18 protein-coding genes are annotated in these 16,679 nt (G+C 73.6%); 10 read left to right on the plus strand and 8 right to left on the minus strand.

What is annotated here, in order from left to right; all coding sequences use genetic code 11:
- Nucleotides 1-714 (plus strand): LysE family translocator (locus ACFFHC_RS05570; protein WP_379803672.1); only part of this gene is annotated, 714 nt, incomplete at its 5' end.
- Nucleotides 715-721: 7 nt separating this feature from the next.
- On the opposite strand, the gene ACFFHC_RS05575 is transcribed toward ACFFHC_RS05570, so the two are convergent.
- The 5 genes from ACFFHC_RS05575 to ACFFHC_RS05595 form a co-directional block, all read right to left on the minus strand.
- Nucleotides 722-1,177, minus strand: a complete 456-nt coding sequence (locus ACFFHC_RS05575; RefSeq protein ID WP_070704794.1) for a Rieske (2Fe-2S) protein — start codon at nucleotides 1,175-1,177, stop codon at nucleotides 722-724.
- 34 nt (nucleotides 1,178-1,211) lie between these two features.
- Nucleotides 1,212-2,429, minus strand: a complete 1,218-nt coding sequence (locus ACFFHC_RS05580; protein ID WP_141494806.1) for a tyrosine/phenylalanine carboxypeptidase domain-containing protein — start codon at nucleotides 2,427-2,429, stop codon at nucleotides 1,212-1,214.
- Between the two features lie 75 nt (nucleotides 2,430-2,504).
- The gene (locus ACFFHC_RS05585; protein ID WP_070703824.1) at nucleotides 2,505-3,548 is read right to left on the minus strand and encodes a glutathione synthase; all 1,044 of its coding nucleotides are present in this window, start codon (nucleotides 3,546-3,548) and stop codon (nucleotides 2,505-2,507) included.
- Entirely contained in the window at nucleotides 3,545-4,768 is a 1,224-nt protein-coding gene (locus ACFFHC_RS05590) for a peptidase MATCAP family protein (protein ID WP_083323443.1), read from the minus strand. The genes ACFFHC_RS05585 and ACFFHC_RS05590 overlap by 4 nt, the downstream gene beginning before the upstream one ends.
- A complete protein-coding gene (locus ACFFHC_RS05595) occupies nucleotides 4,765-5,559 on the minus strand; it encodes an N-formylglutamate amidohydrolase (protein ID WP_101849655.1) in 795 nt (264 codons plus the stop codon). Before ACFFHC_RS05595 ends, ACFFHC_RS05590 begins: the two co-directional genes overlap by 4 nt.
- Nucleotides 5,560-5,797: 238 nt before the next feature.
- Here ACFFHC_RS05595 and ACFFHC_RS05600 point away from each other — a divergent pair, with 238 nt between their 5' ends.
- Genes ACFFHC_RS05600 through mnhG form a run of 6 tightly spaced genes read left to right on the plus strand, consistent with a single transcriptional unit; the run spans nucleotide 5,798 to nucleotide 12,059 of the window.
- Nucleotides 5,798-8,725 (plus strand): Na+/H+ antiporter subunit A, encoded by a 2,928-nt coding sequence (locus ACFFHC_RS05600; RefSeq protein WP_101849656.1) that lies wholly within the window; start codon nucleotides 5,798-5,800, stop codon nucleotides 8,723-8,725.
- On the plus strand, nucleotides 8,722-9,210 hold the full coding sequence (locus ACFFHC_RS05605; protein WP_070706151.1) for a Na(+)/H(+) antiporter subunit C: 489 nt from the start codon (nucleotides 8,722-8,724) through the stop codon (nucleotides 9,208-9,210). The genes ACFFHC_RS05600 and ACFFHC_RS05605 overlap by 4 nt, the downstream gene beginning before the upstream one ends.
- The gene (locus ACFFHC_RS05610; protein WP_070706149.1) at nucleotides 9,207-10,772 is read left to right on the plus strand and encodes a Na+/H+ antiporter subunit D; all 1,566 of its coding nucleotides are present in this window, start codon (nucleotides 9,207-9,209) and stop codon (nucleotides 10,770-10,772) included. The genes ACFFHC_RS05605 and ACFFHC_RS05610 overlap by 4 nt, the downstream gene beginning before the upstream one ends.
- Nucleotides 10,769-11,383: a Na+/H+ antiporter subunit E gene (locus tag ACFFHC_RS05615; protein ID WP_070706147.1), complete on the plus strand. Its 615-nt coding sequence runs from the start codon at nucleotides 10,769-10,771 to the stop codon at nucleotides 11,381-11,383. The genes ACFFHC_RS05610 and ACFFHC_RS05615 overlap by 4 nt, the downstream gene beginning before the upstream one ends.
- Nucleotides 11,383-11,673 (plus strand): monovalent cation/H+ antiporter complex subunit F, encoded by a 291-nt coding sequence (locus tag ACFFHC_RS05620; protein WP_070706145.1) that lies wholly within the window; start codon nucleotides 11,383-11,385, stop codon nucleotides 11,671-11,673. Before ACFFHC_RS05615 ends, ACFFHC_RS05620 begins: the two co-directional genes overlap by 1 nt.
- A complete protein-coding gene (gene mnhG, locus ACFFHC_RS05625; RefSeq protein WP_070706143.1) occupies nucleotides 11,670-12,059 on the plus strand; it encodes a monovalent cation/H(+) antiporter subunit G in 390 nt (129 codons plus the stop codon). Before ACFFHC_RS05620 ends, mnhG begins: the two co-directional genes overlap by 4 nt.
- 9 nt (nucleotides 12,060-12,068) lie before the next feature.
- Here mnhG and ACFFHC_RS05630 read toward each other — a convergent pair whose 3' ends face one another.
- Complete coding sequence (locus tag ACFFHC_RS05630; RefSeq protein WP_101849658.1) at nucleotides 12,069-12,761, minus strand: maleylpyruvate isomerase family mycothiol-dependent enzyme; 693 nt, start codon at nucleotides 12,759-12,761, stop codon at nucleotides 12,069-12,071.
- 113 nt (nucleotides 12,762-12,874) lie between these two features.
- Between ACFFHC_RS05630 and ACFFHC_RS05635 the strand changes: the two genes are divergently transcribed.
- Together ACFFHC_RS05635 and ACFFHC_RS05640 are read left to right on the plus strand one after the other, a co-directional pair.
- A complete protein-coding gene (locus ACFFHC_RS05635) occupies nucleotides 12,875-13,645 on the plus strand; it encodes a DsbA family protein (protein ID WP_070706141.1) in 771 nt (256 codons plus the stop codon).
- Entirely contained in the window at nucleotides 13,646-14,467 is an 822-nt protein-coding gene (locus ACFFHC_RS05640) for a cytochrome c biogenesis CcdA family protein (protein ID WP_141494829.1), read from the plus strand.
- Between the two features lie 27 nt (nucleotides 14,468-14,494).
- Here ACFFHC_RS05640 and ACFFHC_RS05645 read toward each other — a convergent pair whose 3' ends face one another.
- Nucleotides 14,495-15,025 carry a DUF1697 domain-containing protein gene (locus tag ACFFHC_RS05645; protein WP_070706137.1) on the minus strand — a complete coding sequence of 177 codons (531 nt, stop codon included), beginning with the start codon at nucleotides 15,023-15,025 and terminating at the stop codon, nucleotides 14,495-14,497.
- 78 nt (nucleotides 15,026-15,103) lie between these two features.
- On the opposite strand from ACFFHC_RS05645, the gene ACFFHC_RS05650 reads away from it, so the two are divergent.
- Entirely contained in the window at nucleotides 15,104-15,736 is a 633-nt protein-coding gene (locus tag ACFFHC_RS05650) for a LysE family translocator (RefSeq protein ID WP_070706135.1), read from the plus strand.
- Nucleotides 15,737-15,751: 15 nt separating this feature from the next.
- Here the strand turns inward: ACFFHC_RS05650 and ACFFHC_RS05655 are convergent, their stop codons facing one another.
- On the minus strand, nucleotides 15,752-16,594 hold the full coding sequence (locus ACFFHC_RS05655; RefSeq protein WP_180802242.1) for a DUF1963 domain-containing protein: 843 nt from the start codon (nucleotides 16,592-16,594) through the stop codon (nucleotides 15,752-15,754).
- Nucleotides 16,595-16,679: the final 85 nt, after the last annotated feature.

A 16,679-nucleotide genomic window follows, 5' to 3' on the forward strand; every position in this document is an offset into this window, starting at 1 on the left:
CGGAGGTCACGGTGGCGGCAGGCCGAGATCGGCACCGGTGCGGTTCTCGTCCGCGTCCGTGGGGACCCGCGTACTGACCGGTTCCTAGACTCGCCCGCCGTGGAGACCTACCTGCCGCTGGCCCTCGTCTGGACCCTCGGCGTCATGAGCCCGGGGCCGGACTTCGTCGCCGTCCTGCGCACCGCCATGCGCCGCGGCGCCCGGGCCGCCTCGGCCACCGCGATGGGCGTGGTCACCGGCATCGGCCTGTGGATCGTGCTGGCCCTCGTGGGCTTCACCGCCCTGGTGCGTGCCCAGCCGTGGATCGCCGTCGCGATGAAGCTGGCCGGCGCGGTCTTCCTCGTCGGCTTCGGCCTGTCCATCCTGTGGGGCCTGTGGCGCAGCCGCGGGCAGGCGGACGAGGGCGCCGCCGAGGCCACCCCGCCGACGGGCGCAGCCTTCCGCCTGGGCCTGGCCACCAACGTGGCCAACCCCAAGGCACTGGTGTTCTTCGGCGCGCTGTTCAGCACGCTGCTGCCCCCGGAGATGTCCTGGGCGGCCCGCGGCGGGGTGCTGCTCATGATGCTGCTCATCGCCACCGCGTGGTTCCTGGCCGTGACGTGGGCCGCCAGCCGCCCGCCGTTGGTGCGCCTCTACCAGCGGGCCGGGCGCACCATCGACACCGTGGCGGCCGTCGCGTTCGTCGTCCTGGGTGTCGGGCTGCTGCTCGAGTGACGCCTGCTCAGGCGGGGCCGGCCTTCACGGTGTCGCCGGAGACCTCGGCCTTGCCCTCGGGCAGCGCGTCCTGCGCCGGCCCGGCGAGCACCGACCCGTCCTCCACGGAGAACTCGCTGCCGTGGCAGGTGCAGATGATGGCGCCGTCCTTGATCTGCGAGACCCCGCACCCCTGGTGGGTGCACTTGCTGCTGAACGCCTTGTAGGTGCCCTCGGTGGGCTGCGTGACCACCCAGCCCTGCTTGATGGCGCCGCCGCCCACGGGCACGTCGGAGGCGGGGAACTCCACGCCCGGGGCGTCAGCACCGTCGCTGGTGGACCCCTTGCCGCCCGCGCACCCAGCCAGGGTCGGTGCCCCGAAGGCCACGGCGGCACCGGCGCCGGTGACCACCTGGCGGCGGGTGGGGCCGGTGGCGGGGGCGGGGGCGCCGGGGCAGGTGGCGCAACCGGTCGAGTCGTTCATGGCTTCCTCCTGGGTGGGTGGCGGTGGGTCCGGGTCAGTCTGCCTCGTGCGGTGGGGAGCTCACCACGGTGGAGAGGTCGTCGGCCTGGGCGGCCGCGCGCACGCGCTCCTGCCAACCGGAGATCTCCATCCAGTCGGGACGGGCCCGCACCGGTGCCAGGAGTCCCCGGTGGTGCAGGTCGGTGACGGCAGGCAGGTCCTCCAGGTGGAAGCGGCCCAGCAGCAGCAGGTCGATGGGGCGCCCGGCCCGCACGTGGTCGAGCAGGTTCAGCGCGCCGCGCAGGTACCCGGCGTCCTTGGTGAGCCCACCGGAGCGGAAGACGTGCACGCACGTGTTGTACGCCGCGGCGGGGTGCACGCCCACCTCGGTCATGGCGGTGAACGCCTCCCGGAAGGTGTCGCCCTCCAGCATCCGGTGCACGGTGAGCACCCGTACGGCCAGCTCCCGCAGGCGGAAGGGGCTCAGGTCGCCGGCGGCCAGCTCGCCCAGCACGGCCAGCCCCTCGTGGGTCTCGTCGTAGCTGGTCAGGCCGGTGCGCAGCGTGCGCAGGGGCTGGCCGACGGCGTTCACCTGGGTGGCCAGGTGGGTGCCCAGCTCGTGCTGCACCAGCACCTCCAGGCGGTGCGGGGGCACGCGGACCGCTCTGCTGATGAGGAGGCGCTCGCCCAGCAGCGCCACGCCGGTGAAGTCGCGGCGCACCTCGGTGTGCACGCGCACCCGCGGGTCGATGCGGCGGTAGCGCTCGAACAGCGCCTCGGCGGACTCGCGCACCTCCTCGGCGCCCACCGTCTCCTGCGGCGGCTCGGGCACCTTGAGGTCGTCCACCACGTGCTGGGCGAAGGTCCGCAGACGGTCGGAGACGTCGCCGTACAGCTCCACCGAGAGGTCGCGGAAGATCGAGGTGCCACGGGTGCGCAGCATCTCCACCTGCACGCGCATCTCGCGCACCTTGCGGCGCAGCAGGGAGGCCAGGGTGGGGTCGCCCACCTCGTCCACCGGCAGCAGGTCGATCTGCGCCGAGAGCACCTCCAGGTCCGCCTGCGGCCGCCGGTAGGTGAACGGTGGCTCGTCGTGGGTGCCGGTCAGGAACTCCTCGCGGTGCACCTCGGCGTCGTCGGGCGTCACCTCGCGCAGGAAGTTCACGGAGTCGGCCAGCAGCGAGACGTTGTGCTCGATGGCGAGGTCGCGGGTCTCCCATGTGGCGGAACCCGGGGCGGCGGGCGGGGTGGGCGGTGTCGGCGAGCTGTTCACGGTGTCCTCTCGCGGGTGGGCTGGGACGACCGGTGCGGGCGCGGAGTCCTCCGCGCCCGCACCGGTCGGTGGGTGTCAGAGCGTGGCGAGCGCCGCGTTGCGCAGCTGCCGGCCGTAGTGCTCGTGCATCGTCACCTTGTGCTCCAGGTTCTCGATGACGGCCGGGGCGAAGTCCACCTCGTACAGCGCCTGGCAGGAGCCGAGGCCGCCGGGGCTGAACACGTTGACCTCCATGAGCTTGTCGCCCACGATGTCCAGGCCCACCAGGAACATGCCGTCGGCCACCAGCTTGGGCCGCACGGCCTCCACCAGTTCGAGCATGCCGTTGGTGACCTCCACCTTCTCGGCGGAGCCGCCGGCGGACATGTTGGAGCGGATGTCGTCGCTTCCGCTGCGGCGGCGGAAGGCGGCCACCTTGCCGTCCACCGTGAGCGGCTGGCCGTTCATGAGGAACATCCGCACGTCGCCGTCCTTGGCCTCCGGCAGGAACTCCTGGGCCACCACGTAGCCGTCGCGGGCGATCGCCTCGATGATCTGGTTGAGATTGGGGGCCTCGTCCTCGTTCACCAGGAACACGCCGGACCCGCCGGAGCCCTGCAGCGGCTTGAGCACGGCCTTGCCGCCCAGCTCCTGGACGAACTCCTCGATGCGCTTCTCGTCGCGGGAGATGAGCGTGCGGGGGCGCACCCGCTCGGGGAACTGCTGGAAGTAGGCCTTGCTCAGGGCCTTGCTCAGGGCGCTGGGGTCGTTCACCACCAGCACGCCCTGGGCGGCCATGAGCTCGCCGAAGGCGATGCCGGCGTTGTTGGCCCAGGCGCTGCCCTCGCCCTCGTCGGCGGGGTCGGCGCGCAGCATCACCACGTCGAACTCGGAGACGGCGAACTGCTCCTCGCTCTCGGGCTTCTGCACGTCCTCGAGGTAGCGCTCCAGGGAGCGGTAGTTCTTGTCCTTGGCGCTGCGGCCGCGGGCCATCAGGGTGCCGTCGGGCTCGTACCCGAAGTCGCCCATGCCCAGCAGCACCACCTCGTGGTCGCGGTTGGTGGCGGCCATGGCCAGGCGGGTGGTGGTGTAGACGTGCTTCTCGGTCATGACGTCGTTGACGACGAACGCGATCTTCATGTCATCTCCTGGGTCAGGGTGGACAGGTCGGTGGTCTTCACGGCCGCCTGCAGACGCTCGGTCGCGCCGGCGTCGAGCAGCCAGTTGGAGGTGATGCGGGCCGGCCGCAGCAGGCCGCGCGCATCGAGGTCCTGCACCAGCGGCAGGTCCGACAGGGCGAACTTGCCCAGGAACAGGGTGTCCAGGCGGCCGCCGGTGCGCAGGTGCTCGAGCAGGTCGAGCAGGCCGCGCAGGTACACGGCGTCCTTGGTGAGCCCACCGGAGCGGTAGACGCGCATGGTGGTGGTGTACGCCGAGCGCCTCGGCACGCCCTCGTCCACCAGGGCGCCGAAGGCCTCGGCGAAGCCGGCGCCCTCGAGCATCCGGTCCACGGTGAGCACGCGCACGGCCAGCTGGCGCAGCCGGAAGGGGGTCAGCCCGCCGACGGCGATCTCGCCGAGCACGGCCAGCCCCTCCTGCGTCTCGTCGTACCCGGCCAGGCCGGACCCGAGGGTCTTCATGGGCTGCCCGGAGCCGTTCACCTGGGTCACCAGGTGGGTGCCCACCTCGTGGTGGATGAGGGCGTCCACGCGGTTGGTGGGCACGCTCGCGGCCTCGCTGATGAGGAGGGTGTCGCCCTCCACCAGCACGCCCGAGGTGTCGCTGCGCACCTCGGCGTGGATGCTCACGTCCGGGTCCACCTCGCGGTAGCGGGCGATCTCGTCCTGCGCTGCCTCGAGGAAGTCCTCGGCGTCCACCATCGAGCGGGGAGAGCCGGGCACGTCCAGCCCGGCCACGATGCGGCGAGCGGCGTCGCGCAGCTCGGTGGAGACCGCGCCGTAGAGCTCCACGGACATCTCGCGGAAGGTCTGTGAGCCGCGGCAGCGCAGCATGTCCAGCTGCAGCTGCATCTCGCGCCGCTTGTGGCGCAGCAGCTCGGCCAGCGTGGGGTCGGTGACCTCGTCCACCGGCACCTGGGCGATCTGCGCGGAGACCACGTCCGGGTCGGCGTCCAGCTCGCGGTAGGTGAACTCCGGCTCGGCGACCTCACCGTCGAGGAAGCGCTTCTTCTGCTCCTCGGCGTTCTCCGGGGTGACGTCCAGCAGGAAGCGCAGGGAGTCCGAGAGCATGGCCAGCGTGTGGTCCACGGCCAGGTCGGCCGGGTCCCAGGTGGCCTCCTCGGAGGACCCCTCGAGGGCGGTGGAGTCGGTGCTGGACGGGTCCTGCGGGGCCCCGCTCATCGGGTGCCCACCTCGCGCAGGGCGGCCAGCACCGGCTCGTGGGTGGCCGTGAGTGCACGCTGCAGCTGCTCCACGTGGGCGTCGTCCGGCCGGCCGGTCCACTCGTCCATGTAGAGCTTCTTGAACTCCAGCGCCAGGCACAGGCCGGTCGAGGGGTAGCGCTCGTGCACGAACCACGCCAGGGCGCGGCCCTCGAACTTCACGTTCTCCCGCACGTCGATGCGCTCGCCGTCCACCTCCTGGGACCCCAGGGACCGGGTGAAGGCGTCCACCACCGGGCGCCAGTGGGCGTCCACGGTGCCGGTGCCGAGGTTCACCTGGGGGTTCTCCTCCACCGGCTCGGGCTCGGCGTCGGCGCCGTTGCGGCGGTGGTTGTAGGAGTGCACGTCGTACACCACGAACGGCCCGCGGGCGGCCAGCTCGTCGAGGCGCTCGGCCAGGTCGGCGTAGAAGCGGTCGTACTGCTCCAGGCTGCGGGCGGCCACGTCCTCGTCCAGCGTCCCGTCGGCCCAGACGTCCAGGCCCCAGGCGTCCTCGGGGGAGCGGTACACGGCCTCCTCGCGGGGGCGGTTGAGGTCCACCTCGAAGCGCGAGTGGTGCACCAGCACGCGCGCCGGGGCGCCGGCGGCGATGCGGTCGGTGAAGGGGTCCTCCTCGCGGAAGCGGGTGTCCTCGTCGAGCACCATCGCCGCCGCGGTCTCCTCGCGCAGGCCGTGGCCGGCGTGGATGGAGGTGCCCACCAACTGGCCGGAGAAGTCGCCCACGAGTTCGTGCGTCGGGTTCTCGGTCATGGGCTTCTGTCTACTCGAGGAGGAGGCGCGGGGCCAGTGCGCCCGGCGGTCCGCCCCCGGTCCTGCCGGTCGATCCGCCTCCGGGCGGACCGTTCGGTAGAATCCGGCACCACCCCCACGGTGGTGCCGGCCCCGTCTGGCATGCGTCGGGCGCCGCGGAGCAGCCCGACGCCCCGGCCCCGCCCGTCCCCTCCGGGGAGCCTGGCCGCTGTGACCGACGACCCCCGAGGAGTGCGCCGTGTTCATCGCCATCGCACTCCACCTGCTCGCCGCGCTCCTGGCCCCGCTGGGCGCCGCCCGGCTGGGACGCCGCGTCTTCCCCCTGCTGGCCCTCGTGCCGGCGGGCACGGCGGTGTGGGCCCTCACCCGGTCGGTGGCCGCCCGCGGGGACGCACCGCCGGTCGAGACCGTGCCGTGGGTGCCGAGCCTGGACCTCGAGCTGGCCTTCCGCCTCGACCCCCTGGCCTGGCTCATGGTGCTGGTGGTCGGCGCGGTGGGCGCCATGGTGCTCACCTACTGCACCGGCTACTTCGAGGACGACGAGAAGGGCCTGGGCCGCTTCGCCGCCTGCCTGGTGGGCTTCGCCGGCGCGATGGTGGGACTGGTCACCGCCGACGACGTGCTCGTGCTGTACCTCTTCTGGGAGGTCACCACGGTGCTCTCCTACCTGCTCATCGGCCACTCCTCGCAGCGGCGCGCCAGCCGCGTGGCCGCCGGGCAGGCCCTGGTGGTCACCACCTTCGGCGGTCTGGCGATGCTGGCCGGCCTGCTGCTGCTGGCCCGTGACGCCGGCACGCACCGCCTCTCGGAGCTCGTGGCCCACCCGCCGGCCGCCACGCTCACCACCTCGGTGGCCGTCGTGCTGGTGCTGCTGGGGGTGGCCAGCAAGTCGGCCCAGGTGCCCTTCCACTTCTGGCTCCCGGCGGCGATGGCCGCGCCCACCCCGGTGAGCGCCTTCCTGCACGCCGCGGCCATGGTCAAGGCGGGCGTCTACCTCGTGGCCCGTCTCGCCCCGGCGCTCGCGGACGTGCCGGTGTGGCGCTGGCTGCTCGTGCTCGGGGGTGCCCTGACGATGCTGCTCGGCGCGTGGCGGGCGATGCGGCAGGTGGACCTCAAGCTGTTGCTGGCCCACGGCACGGTGAGCCAGCTCGGCTTCCTCTGCCTGGTGCTGGGCGTGGGCAACGGCGACGCCGCGCTGGCGGGGGTGGCGCTGCTCGTGGCGCACGCGCTGTTCAAGTCCTCGCTCTTCCTGGCCGTCGGCGTCGTCGACCACGCCACCGGCACCCGCGACCTGCGTCTGCTGCGCGGCCTACGCCGCTCGATGCCGTGGACCTTCTGGACCTGCGTGCTGGCCCTGGCCTCCATGGCGGGCATCCCGCCGCTGTACGGCTTCGTGGCCAAGGAGGCGGCGCTCGGAGCCCTGGAGCACGGCGGTCCCACGCCCGGGGACGGGTTCTCCACCCTCGCCCTGGTGGCCGTGGTGCTCGGGTCGGCGCTCACCGTGGCCTACAGCGGCCGCTTCCTCGTGCTGGGCCTGGGCGACCACGCCCCGGGCACCGACGAGCGGCCCGCCCCCTCCGGCCCCACTCCGGTGGGCCACGTCTCGCCCTGGGCCGTGGCCGTGCCGGTGGTGCTCGCCGAGGCCGGCCTGCTGCTGGCCCCCTTCGCGGGAAGGGTGGAGCACTGGCTGGCCCCGGCCGCCGGCCCCTGGCCCGCCACACCGGACCCGGTGCACCTGGCGCTCGTGCCCCACGTGGGCGTGCCGTTGGCCCTCACCGGTGTGGTGCTGCTGGTCGGTGGCGCGCTGGTGCTGGCCGGCCGGCCGGTGGCGCGCTGGGCGGGTTCGCTGCCGCAGCTGCTCTCGGCGCAGCGCGGCTACCGCTGGACCATGCGCACCGTGGAGCGGGGCGCCAACGAGCTCACCGGTCACCTGCAGCGCGGCTCCCTGGAGCTCAACCTCGCGCTGGTCTTCGGCACCTTCGTGCTGCTGCCCGGGTGGGCGCTGGCCACCGGCGTCGCCTGGCCCGAGCGGGTCCGCCTGGCTGACGGCCCGGCCCAGGTGGGCACCGCCGTGGTGGTGGCCCTGGCCGCGGTGGCCGCCGCCCGCTCCCGCCGCCGCCTGCGCGGTGTCTTCCTCGTGGGCGTCACCGGGTACGGCGTGGCCATGCTCTTCCTGCTGCACGGCGCCCCGGACCTCGCGCTCACACAGGTGCTGGTGGAGACCGTCTCCATCGCCGTGTTCGTGCTGGTGCTGCGCCACCTGCCGGTGCGCTTCCGCGACTTCTCCACCCCGCTGGACCGCCGCCTGCGCTGGCTGCTGGGCGCGGCCGTGGGCACGGTCATGTGCCTGCTGGCGGTCACCGCCTCGGCGGTGCGCACGGCCCCCCACGACCCGGAGGCGCTCGCCGAGCGCGCCAAGACCTTCGGGGGCGGCACCAACATCGTCAACGTCATCCTCGTGGACATCCGCGCCTGGGACACGATGGGGGAGCTCTCCGTGGTGCTCGTGGCCGCCACCGGCGTGGCCAGCCTGGTCTTCCTGCACAGCGAGCGCGTCACCACCAGCTACGACCGCGTCCGCGACGCCCTGGGCCGCCGCCGCAGCCACGCCGCGGTGAGCGAGGGCGGGGCCCGGTGGATCCCCGACGCCGGCGCGCTGCCGCCGGGCGGCCGCAGCCTCATGCTCGAGGTGGCCACCCGGCTGGTCTTCCACGTCATCATCGTGTGGTCGGTCTACCTGCTGCTGGCCGGGCACAACCACCCCGGCGGCGGGTTCGCGGCCGGTCTGGTGGCCGGGCTGGGACTGCTGCTGCGCTACCTGGCCGGTGGCCGCGCAGAGCTGGGAGCCGCCCTGCCCGTGGTGCCCGGCTGGCTGCTGGGTACGGGCCTGTTCCTCTCGGCCGGCACCGGTCTGGTCTCGCTGCTGGCCGGCGGCGAGGTGCTGCAGACCTGGACATACGACCTGCACCTGGGGCCGGTGGGCGAGCTGCACCTGGTGAGCTCGGTGGCCTTCGACGTGGGCGTCTACCTGGTGGTGGTGGGGCTGCTGCTGGACCTGCTCTCCTCGCTGGGCTCCGCCCTGGACCGTGACGCCCAGGAGCGGGGCGACCACACCGGCCGGGCCTCGGCGGTGCTCGCCGGCCACGAGGAGGAGGGTTCCCGGTGACGCCGAGCCTCACCCTGTGCCTGCTGGTGGGTGTGCTGTCCGCCTGCGGGGTCTACCTGTTCCTCTCACGCAGCCTGGTGCGGATGCTCTTCGGCATGCTGCTGCTGGGCAACGGCGTGAACCTGCTCTTCCTCGTGGCGTCCGGGGACCCCGGACGCGCCCCCATCTCCGACGCCGCCGGCACCGGGCCCCTGAGCGACCCGCTGCCGCAGGCCATGGTGCTCACCGCCATCGTCATCTCACTGGCCATGACCGGCTTCGTCATGGCGCTGGCCCACCGCTCGTGGCAGGTGGCGCACACCGACGTGGTGCAGACCGATGCCGAGAGCCGCCGCATCTCGCGCCGCGCCGAGGCCAACAGCTACACACCCGAGGTGTTCGGAGAGGGGTCCAGCGACTCCGCCGACGACCCCGCCGCGGAAGGCGACGACCCACCCGACGCCCCGCCCGCCGACGAGACCACGCACCCCGAGGAGGCCCGATGACGCCCACGCCCGACGTCCTCGTGCCCCTGCCCGTGGTGGTGCCACTGGTGGCCGCCGGCCTGACCCTGGTGGCCAACCGCCGCACGGGCGTGCAGCGCGCCGTCACCGTGGCGGCCCTCACCACGAGCCTCGTGGTGGCTGCCCTGCTGGTGCACCTCAGCGACACCCGCGGGCCGCAGGTGGTGCAGGTGGGTGGCTGGGCGCCCACGGAGGGCATCGCGCTGGTGGCCGACCGCCTCGCCTCGCTCATGGTGCTGGTGAGCGTGCTGGTGACGCTGGCGGTGGTGCTCTACTCCATCGGGGAGGGCCGGTCGTCCTTCGACGAGGAGAGCGACGGCCAGTCCCCGCTGCCGATCTTCCACCCCACCCTGCTGGTGCTCTCGGCGGGCGTGTCCACCACCTTCCTCTCGGGCGACCTGTTTCACCTGTACGTGGGCTTCGAGATGCTGCTGGTGGCCTCGTTCGTGCTGCTGACGCTCGGCGGCACCCGGGCGCGGGTGCGCGCGGGCACCAACTACGTGGCCGTCAGCCTGGTGTCCTCGGCGGTCTTCCTCACCGCCATCGCGCTGGTCTACGCCGCCACGGGAACGGTCAACCTGGCCCACCTGGCGCACCGGCTCGCGGAGGTCGACGCCGACACCCGCCTGGCCCTGGAACTCGTGCTGCTGCTGGGCTTCGGCATCAAGGCCGCCGTCTTCCCGATGCAGGGCTGGCTGCCGGACTCCTACCCCACGGCGCCGGCGTCGGTGACGGCCGTGTTCGCCGGCCTGCTCACCAAGGTGGGTGTGTACGCCATCATCCGCACCGAGGTGCTGCTCTTCCCGGACGACCGGGTGAGCCCCCTGCTGCTGGGCGCGGCTGCACTGACGATGGTGGTGGGCATCCTCGGCGCCATCGTGCAGGACGACATCAAGCGCATGCTCTCCTTCACCCTGGTGAGCCACATCGGGTTCATGATCTTCGGCATCGCGCTCGGTGGGGAGCTGGGGCTCTCGGCGGCCATCTTCTACGTGGTGCACCACATCCTCATCCAGTCGGCGCTGTTCCTCGTGACGGGCCTGGTGGAGCGCCGCGGCGGCACCTCCTCCTCGATGCGGCTGGACCGGCTGGCCACGGCCTCGCCGCTGGTGGCGGTGCTCTTCTTCGTGCCGGCCATGAACCTGGGCGGCATCCCTCCGTTCTCGGGCTTCCTGGCCAAGGTGGGCCTCATCGAGGCGGGCCTGTACCACGGCGGGTGGCTGGCGTACACGCTGGTGGGGGCCTCGCTGCTCACCTCGTTGCTCACGCTGTACGCGCTGACCCGCACCTGGGCGCGGGCCTTCTGGCGCCGCCCGTTCAGCGAGGACGGCCACCCGCTGCGCGACCTGCCGGACCCGGACCGTGACGTCTCGGAGGCGCTGGTGTCCGGCGTGGTCGGTCCCACGGTGCTGCTCGTGGGGGTGGGGCTGGCGCTGAGCGTGGCCGCCGGGCCGGTGTACGCATACACCGACCGCGCCGCCCACGACCTGCTGGGCACCACGGTCTACACGCACGCGGTCTTCCCCGACGGGGTGCCGCGATGATGCCCGCCGACCTGCGCCAGACGCTGCGCGACCGCATCGACCTGCGGGCGGTGGTGCTGCTCACCGCCACGTGGATGCTGCTCTGGGGGCACCTGAAGTGGCTGGACCTGCTGGGGGGCGTGCTGGTCTCCGTGCTGGTGTGCCTGCTCTTCCCCCTGCCACGCCTGGAGCTGCGCCTGGTGCTGCGGCCGGTGGCGTTCGTGCGGCTGGTGGTGACCTTCCTCGTGGACCTCGTGGCGGCCTCGGCGTCCGTGGCCTGGGCGGTGTTCACCAGCCGTCGCTCGCCCGGCGGCACGGTGTTCGAGGTGCCGCTGCGCTCCACCGACGAGCTGTTCGTGGCCACCACGGCGGGCATGACCACGCTCGTTCCCGGCAGCGTGGTGCTGGACCTGGACCGTGAGGTGGGCACCCTGTTGGTGCACGGGTTCCGCGTGCACACCCCCGAGCAGCAGCAGGAGTTCCGCAAAAAGGTGTGGCGGCAGGAGGAGCTGCTGCTGCGGGCGCTCGCCCCGGACGTCGACGAGGTCATGGCCCGCGACCCGGGCGGGCCCCTGCAGGGCCGCTCGGCGCTCACCGGCGGCGTGCGCACCAGCGACGGAGGAGGAGGCTGATGGTCGAGACCGTGCTGGCCTGGGCGGTGGGGCTGCTGCTCGCCGCCTCGGCCCTGCTCACCGTGCTCCGGGTGGTGACCGGTCCCACGATGATGGACCGGGTCATCGGCCTGGAGGTGGTCACCGGTGTGCTCATCTGCGCGCTGGGCACTGAGGCCGCCGTCAACCGGCACACCACCTCGCTGCCGGTGCTCATCTCGTTGTCGCTCATCGGCTTCCTGGGGTCGGTGAGCGTGGCGCGGTTCATGCGCCCGGCCGACGCGCCGCGCACCGAGGAGGTGCCGCGATGACGGGGCTGCTGGACCTGCTGGGGATGCTCTGCCTGCTGGGCGGGGCGGTGCTGTGCCTCTCGGCCTCGCTGGGGCTGTGGCGCTTCGGCGACCTCTTCACCCGCATGCACGCCAGCAGCAAGCCGCAGGTGCTGGGGGTGCTGCTGGTGGCCCTCGGGGTGGGGCTGCGCGTGCGTCAGCCCAGCGACGTGGGCATGCTCGTGCTGCTGGCGGTGTGCCACCTCATCACCGTGCCGGTGGCGGCGCAGATGGTGGGGCGGGCGGCGCTGCGTATCGGGCAGGGCGACTCCGAGGGGGAGGTGGCCCGCCGCTGGGAGGAGCGACTGGCCGAGCTGGAGGAGCAGGACGACGCGGTGACCGGGCAGGAGCAGGCACCCCGCACCTGAGGCGGTGCCTCAGCGCGCGGAGGCGTCCTCGAGCAGCGCCACGCCCGGCCCGGTGAGCGCACCGGGCTCCCACGGGCGCCCGGTGGCGGCCATGAGCAGCTCCAGCAGCCGGCCCCGCACCTCGGGCCCGCTGCCCAGGGCCACGTTGCCGTCGGTGCCCACCAGGGTCACCCGGCGCAGGGCCGCCGGCGCCCCGCCGAGGGCCTCCCGGGTGCCCAGCTGGTGGGCCAGGGCCTGCTGCACGGCGGGGATCGGGTAGAAGTGGCGGATGCCCAGCGGGCGGCGGACGTCCTCGCCGTGGGCGATCTCCTCCACCAGCCGGCTGGCCACGGGCGCCAGCCAGGTGGGCGGGCCGCTCGTGCGCCCGGCCACGGAGCGCAGGGCGTCCAGCATCGCCGCCGGGGTGGGGCGTCGCTCGGCGTCCACGCCGGCCTGGTTCTGCCGGTCGAGGCTGCCGCCCGCGGCCACCATCGCGCGGGTGAGGCGCCACGGGGTGGTGCGGGCGTTGTCCACCAGGTGGGCGGCCACGTCCATCACCGTCCACCCGGGGGCCAGCGAGGGCGTGTCCCACGCCGCGCGGTCCAGGTCGGCGAGGTCCGCGACGAGCGCCCACCGCTCGGCGTGCACGAGGCGCCAGGTGGCCTCCGCGGGGGAGGGGCGTGCGGGTCCGGGCGTGCGGGGGCGGCGGCGCAGGAGGGGCATGGGCCCAGTGTGGGCCACGCTCCGGCGGGGTCGTCCTCGGGCCGCGTTCCGGGCCAGGTGCATCCGGCCCACCCTCCCTCCGGGTGCGCCGGGCGGCTGGGTACGGTCCGGGCATGACCGCCTCCTCCCGACGCCTCCTCACCATCGCGGCCGGCGCCGCCGTCGTCCTGCTGCTGGCGGTGGGTGCCCTGCTGGCCGGCCGCTCCGGCCCGTCGCCCCAGAAGGCCTCCGGGGGCGATGCCGGCGCGTCCTCACCGGCGTCCCCCGGGGAGTCCTCCGCCGCCGGGGAGGGAGGCCGTGGCCCCTCGGCCGCCGAGGAGCGCATCGGCCTCACCCGCCGCGACGCCGATGACGTGACCGCTCTCGGTGACGTGGACGCCCCCGTGGTGCTCATCGAGTACGCCGACTACCGCTGTCCCTTCTGCGCGGTGTTCAGCCGCGACACCATGCCGGAGCTGGTGAGCGAGTACGTGGAGTCCGGCCGGCTCCGGGTGGAGTGGCGCGACCTCCCCCTGTTCGGCGAGGAGTCGGAGAAGGCCGCGGTGGCCGCGCGCGCCGCCGGTGAGCAGGGGCGGTTCTGGGAGTACCACCGCGCGGTGTACGAGGCCGCGCCCGAGCGGGGGCACCTGGAGGTCACCGACGAGAAGCTCACCGCCTGGGCCGAGGAGGTGGGGGTGCCGGACATGGAGCGGTTCGCCCGCGACCTGGAGTCCCCCGAGCTGCTGGAGCAGGTGCGCGCCGATGCCGAGGAGGCCCGCTCCCAGGTGGGTGCCACGGGGACGCCGACCTTCGTCATCGACGACCAGCGGATGGTGGGCGCCCAGTCCGCGGAGACCTTCCGCCGGGTGATCGACCAGCAGCTCGCCGCGCGCCGGGAGGGCTGAGTGGACATCGGGTACACCGGCGCCTTCCTCGGGGGCGTCCTCGCGCTGCTGAGCCCCTGCTCGGTGATGCTGCTGCCGGCCTTCTTCGCCTACGCCTTCACCTCCCCGGTGGCGCTCGTGGGGCGGACGATGGTGTTCTACGCGGGCCTGTGCGCCACGCTGGTGCCGCTGGGCGTCTTCTCCGGCGCCGTGGGCTCGCTGCTCACCGCGCACCGGTCGGCGTTGGTGGCCGGTGCCGCCGCAGTCGTCATCGTGCTGGGCCTGTGGCAGCTCTCGGGCCTGCCCGTGCCCGGTCTGGGCCGCACCGCCGGCGGAGGCCGCGACACCACCTCGGTGGTGTCGGTGTTCACCCTCGGGGCCGTGTACGCGGTGGCCGGCGTCTGCGCGGGGCCCATCCTGGGTTCGGTCCTCATGGTGGCCACCGTGAGCGGCAGCGCCGTGTACGGCGGCACCGTGCTGGCCCTCTACGCGCTGGGCATGACGGTGCCGCTGCTGGTCCTGGCTGCGGTGTGGGACCGGCTGGGTTCCCGAGGCCGCGCTCTGGTGGCGCCCCGCGAGGTCTCCTTGGGGCCGTGGCGCAACACCTGGGCGATGGTGGTCTCCGGGCTGCTCTGCGTGGCCATCGGTGTGCTGCTCCTGGTCACCGACGGCACGGCGGGGCTGAGTGGGCTGGTCACCGTCAGCGCCCAGCGCGACGCCGAGACCGCCCTGGCCGAGTGGGCCTCGGGGGTCTCGGACACCTGGTTCGTCGTGGTGGCGGCCCTGGTGGTGCTGGGGTTGGTGGTGTGGTCGGTGGGCCGACCGTCCCGGGGCCCACGGTAGGGCTGGGCGCCGTCGGTCGGGCGTGCCTCAGCACCACTTCCCGGCGATGGCGGCCAGCACCGTGCGGTTGCGGGAGGTGGCCGTGCCGGCGTGGCGTTCCACCAGCCCGTTGGAGAGTTTCGAGCGATGCACGTCCGGCCCCATCAGCGTGTGGGCGGCGCGGCCCCGCACCATCACCCGCTCGCCGGGGAACTCCAGCCCCTCCAGCGCGGCGACCGCGTCGGCGCCGGGCTTGGCGCGCAGCAGCGACACGTAGTGCGCACCGTCGTGCCCGGCGGCCACCTCGTCGAGGGAGTCCACCACCTCCTGCAGCTCGGCGGGCGTCAGCAGCACCACCGGCACGTCGAACCCGCGGTCGGCCGCGAAGGCGGCCTCGAGCCGCTCGGTGATGCGCTCCCGCGAGTGCATCGTGGTGCTGAAGCGCACGTTGCCGGTGTTGATGTGGGTGGCCACGTCGGTGAACCCCAGGGCCTCCACGCAGGTGCGCACCTCCGCGGCCGGGAACTTCCGCCTCGCCCCCAGGTTCACCGCGCGCAGGAAGCCGATCCAGGTGCTCATGGGGTCAGTCTGCCCGGAGAGGGTGCCGGTGTCCCCTCCTCATCACGGCGGCGTCGGGCCATCCCCCATGATGTGCCGATGACGCTCGCCCAGGCCCTGCTCTCCTTCGCCGTCGTCGCGGCCGTGCTCACCATCACGCCGGGGCTCGACATGGCCCTCGTGCTGCGCTCCGCCCTCCGCGACGGGCGCGGCTCCGCCGTGGCCACAGGCGTGGGCATCTGCGCCGGTTCCCTGGTCTGGGCCGTGGCCGCCGCGGTGGGGGTGAGCGCCCTGCTCACCGCCTCGGCCACCGCGTTCACCGTCCTCAAGCTGGTGGGTGCTGCCTACATGCTCTTCCTCGGCCTGCGGATGCTGTGGGGCGTGGTGCGGGGCACAGGTCACGTGGACCTCGACGCCGCCCCGCGCACCCGCGGTGGCGCGTGGGAGCACCTCCGTCGCGGCCTGCTCACCAACGTGCTCAACCCCAAGGTGGGCGCCTTCTACGTGGCGGTGCTGCCCCACTTCATGGCCGACGGGGTGCCCACCGCTGTGATGGGCCTGCTCCTGGCGCTGGTGCACGTGGTCGAGTCGCTGGTCTTCTTCGCGCTCATCATCGCCGGGGCGCACTCGGTGCGGGGGCTCCTGCAACGCCCGGTGGCCCAGCGCGCCATCGATGCCGTCACCGGCACGGTGCTGGTTCTGTTCGGCGCCCGGTTGGCCACCTCGCGCTGAGCACGGGCCGGGTGCTCATGCGCACTGCCAGGTGAACCCGGCGTCCGCCACGGGCTCCTCCGCGTCCGGGCGGGTCATCCAGTAGAGCTTGCCCTCGTCCCCCCAGCACATGCCGGTGGCGTCGTCGCTGCCCACCTGCAGCAGGTTGTGCCACCGGACGGCCTCCCGGTCGCCATCCTCCCCCTCGGCGGAGAGCCCCTTGAACGCCATGACCTCGAACTCCGTCGGACCCTGGTCGGGCAGGGTGTACCCGCCCAGGCGGTGGCTGGCCTGGGCGATCTGCAGGGTCATCACCTCGTCCTCGAAGTCCTCGTTGGTCACCGGGTGGTCGTCCACCGGGCCCACGCCGAACTCCAGCGACACCGCGGGGTGGTCCGAGGCCGGGTAGCTCATGGCCTGCCGGCCGGTCAGCTCCACCTCGGTCCACGACTCCAGCGGCTCGGGCACCTGGGTCGGCGGGCAGGTGTCGCGCCCCGCGGCCACGTGCAGCAGCACCGCGCCGGCGGCCGTGGCAGGGTCCCAGCAGCCCACGAGGGTCTCGAAGTCGTCCACCTCGCCGTCCCAGTGGAAGGCCAGCAGGCGCCCCGTCGTGGGCAGCTCGATGCCGGTGCGCAGCCCAGCGGCCGCGAGGGCGGCGAGGTCCACCTCGCCCACGAACGCCAACGGGCCGTGGCCCTCCCAGTGCGGCCACGGGGTGCCGGCGGGCAGGTGCGGAACGCCGCCGAGCCGCGCCACCACGGGGCCCTCGCCGCCCACCAGCTCCACCGTCGGGCGGCCCAGCGCCAGCCAGCGCCGGGCAGTCTCGGGGTCGAGGTACTCGCGCGCCACGGCCTCGAACGGATCCTGCAGGTGTTCCACGTCGTCGTCCTCGTAGGGGGCTTCTGGCGCGAGCAACATATCTGCGGCCACCGACGATCTCCGTGCCCTCGTGGCCGGGGTCGTT

This window comes from Kytococcus schroeteri, assembly GCF_042433515.1.
In the GTDB taxonomy this organism is placed as follows: domain Bacteria; phylum Actinomycetota; class Actinomycetes; order Actinomycetales; family Dermatophilaceae; genus Kytococcus; species Kytococcus schroeteri.

Bases quoted from the DNA above. Each gene is read 5' to 3' on its own strand.
- ACFFHC_RS05595 (WP_101849655.1), bottom strand. From the start codon at position 5,559: ATGACCGAGAACCCGACGCACGAACTCGTGGGCGACTTCTCCGGCCAG.
- ACFFHC_RS05620 (WP_070706145.1), top strand. From the start codon at position 11,383: ATGGTCGAGACCGTGCTGGCCTGGGCGGTGGGGCTGCTGCTCGCCGCC.
- ACFFHC_RS05645 (WP_070706137.1), bottom strand. From the start codon at position 15,025: ATGAGCACCTGGATCGGCTTCCTGCGCGCGGTGAACCTGGGGGCGAGG.
- ACFFHC_RS05635 (WP_070706141.1), top strand. From the start codon at position 12,875: ATGACCGCCTCCTCCCGACGCCTCCTCACCATCGCGGCCGGCGCCGCC.
- ACFFHC_RS05630 (WP_101849658.1), bottom strand. From the start codon at position 12,761: ATGCCCCTCCTGCGCCGCCGCCCCCGCACGCCCGGACCCGCACGCCCC.
- ACFFHC_RS05610 (WP_070706149.1), top strand. From the start codon at position 9,207: ATGACGCCCACGCCCGACGTCCTCGTGCCCCTGCCCGTGGTGGTGCCA.
- ACFFHC_RS05615 (WP_070706147.1), top strand. From the start codon at position 10,769: ATGATGCCCGCCGACCTGCGCCAGACGCTGCGCGACCGCATCGACCTG.
- ACFFHC_RS05585 (WP_070703824.1), bottom strand. From the start codon at position 3,548: ATGAAGATCGCGTTCGTCGTCAACGACGTCATGACCGAGAAGCACGTC.
- mnhG (WP_070706143.1), top strand. From the start codon at position 11,670: ATGACGGGGCTGCTGGACCTGCTGGGGATGCTCTGCCTGCTGGGCGGG.
- ACFFHC_RS05650 (WP_070706135.1), top strand. From the start codon at position 15,104: ATGACGCTCGCCCAGGCCCTGCTCTCCTTCGCCGTCGTCGCGGCCGTG.
- ACFFHC_RS05575 (WP_070704794.1), bottom strand. From the start codon at position 1,177: ATGAACGACTCGACCGGTTGCGCCACCTGCCCCGGCGCCCCCGCCCCC.
- ACFFHC_RS05590 (WP_083323443.1), bottom strand. From the start codon at position 4,768: ATGAGCGGGGCCCCGCAGGACCCGTCCAGCACCGACTCCACCGCCCTC.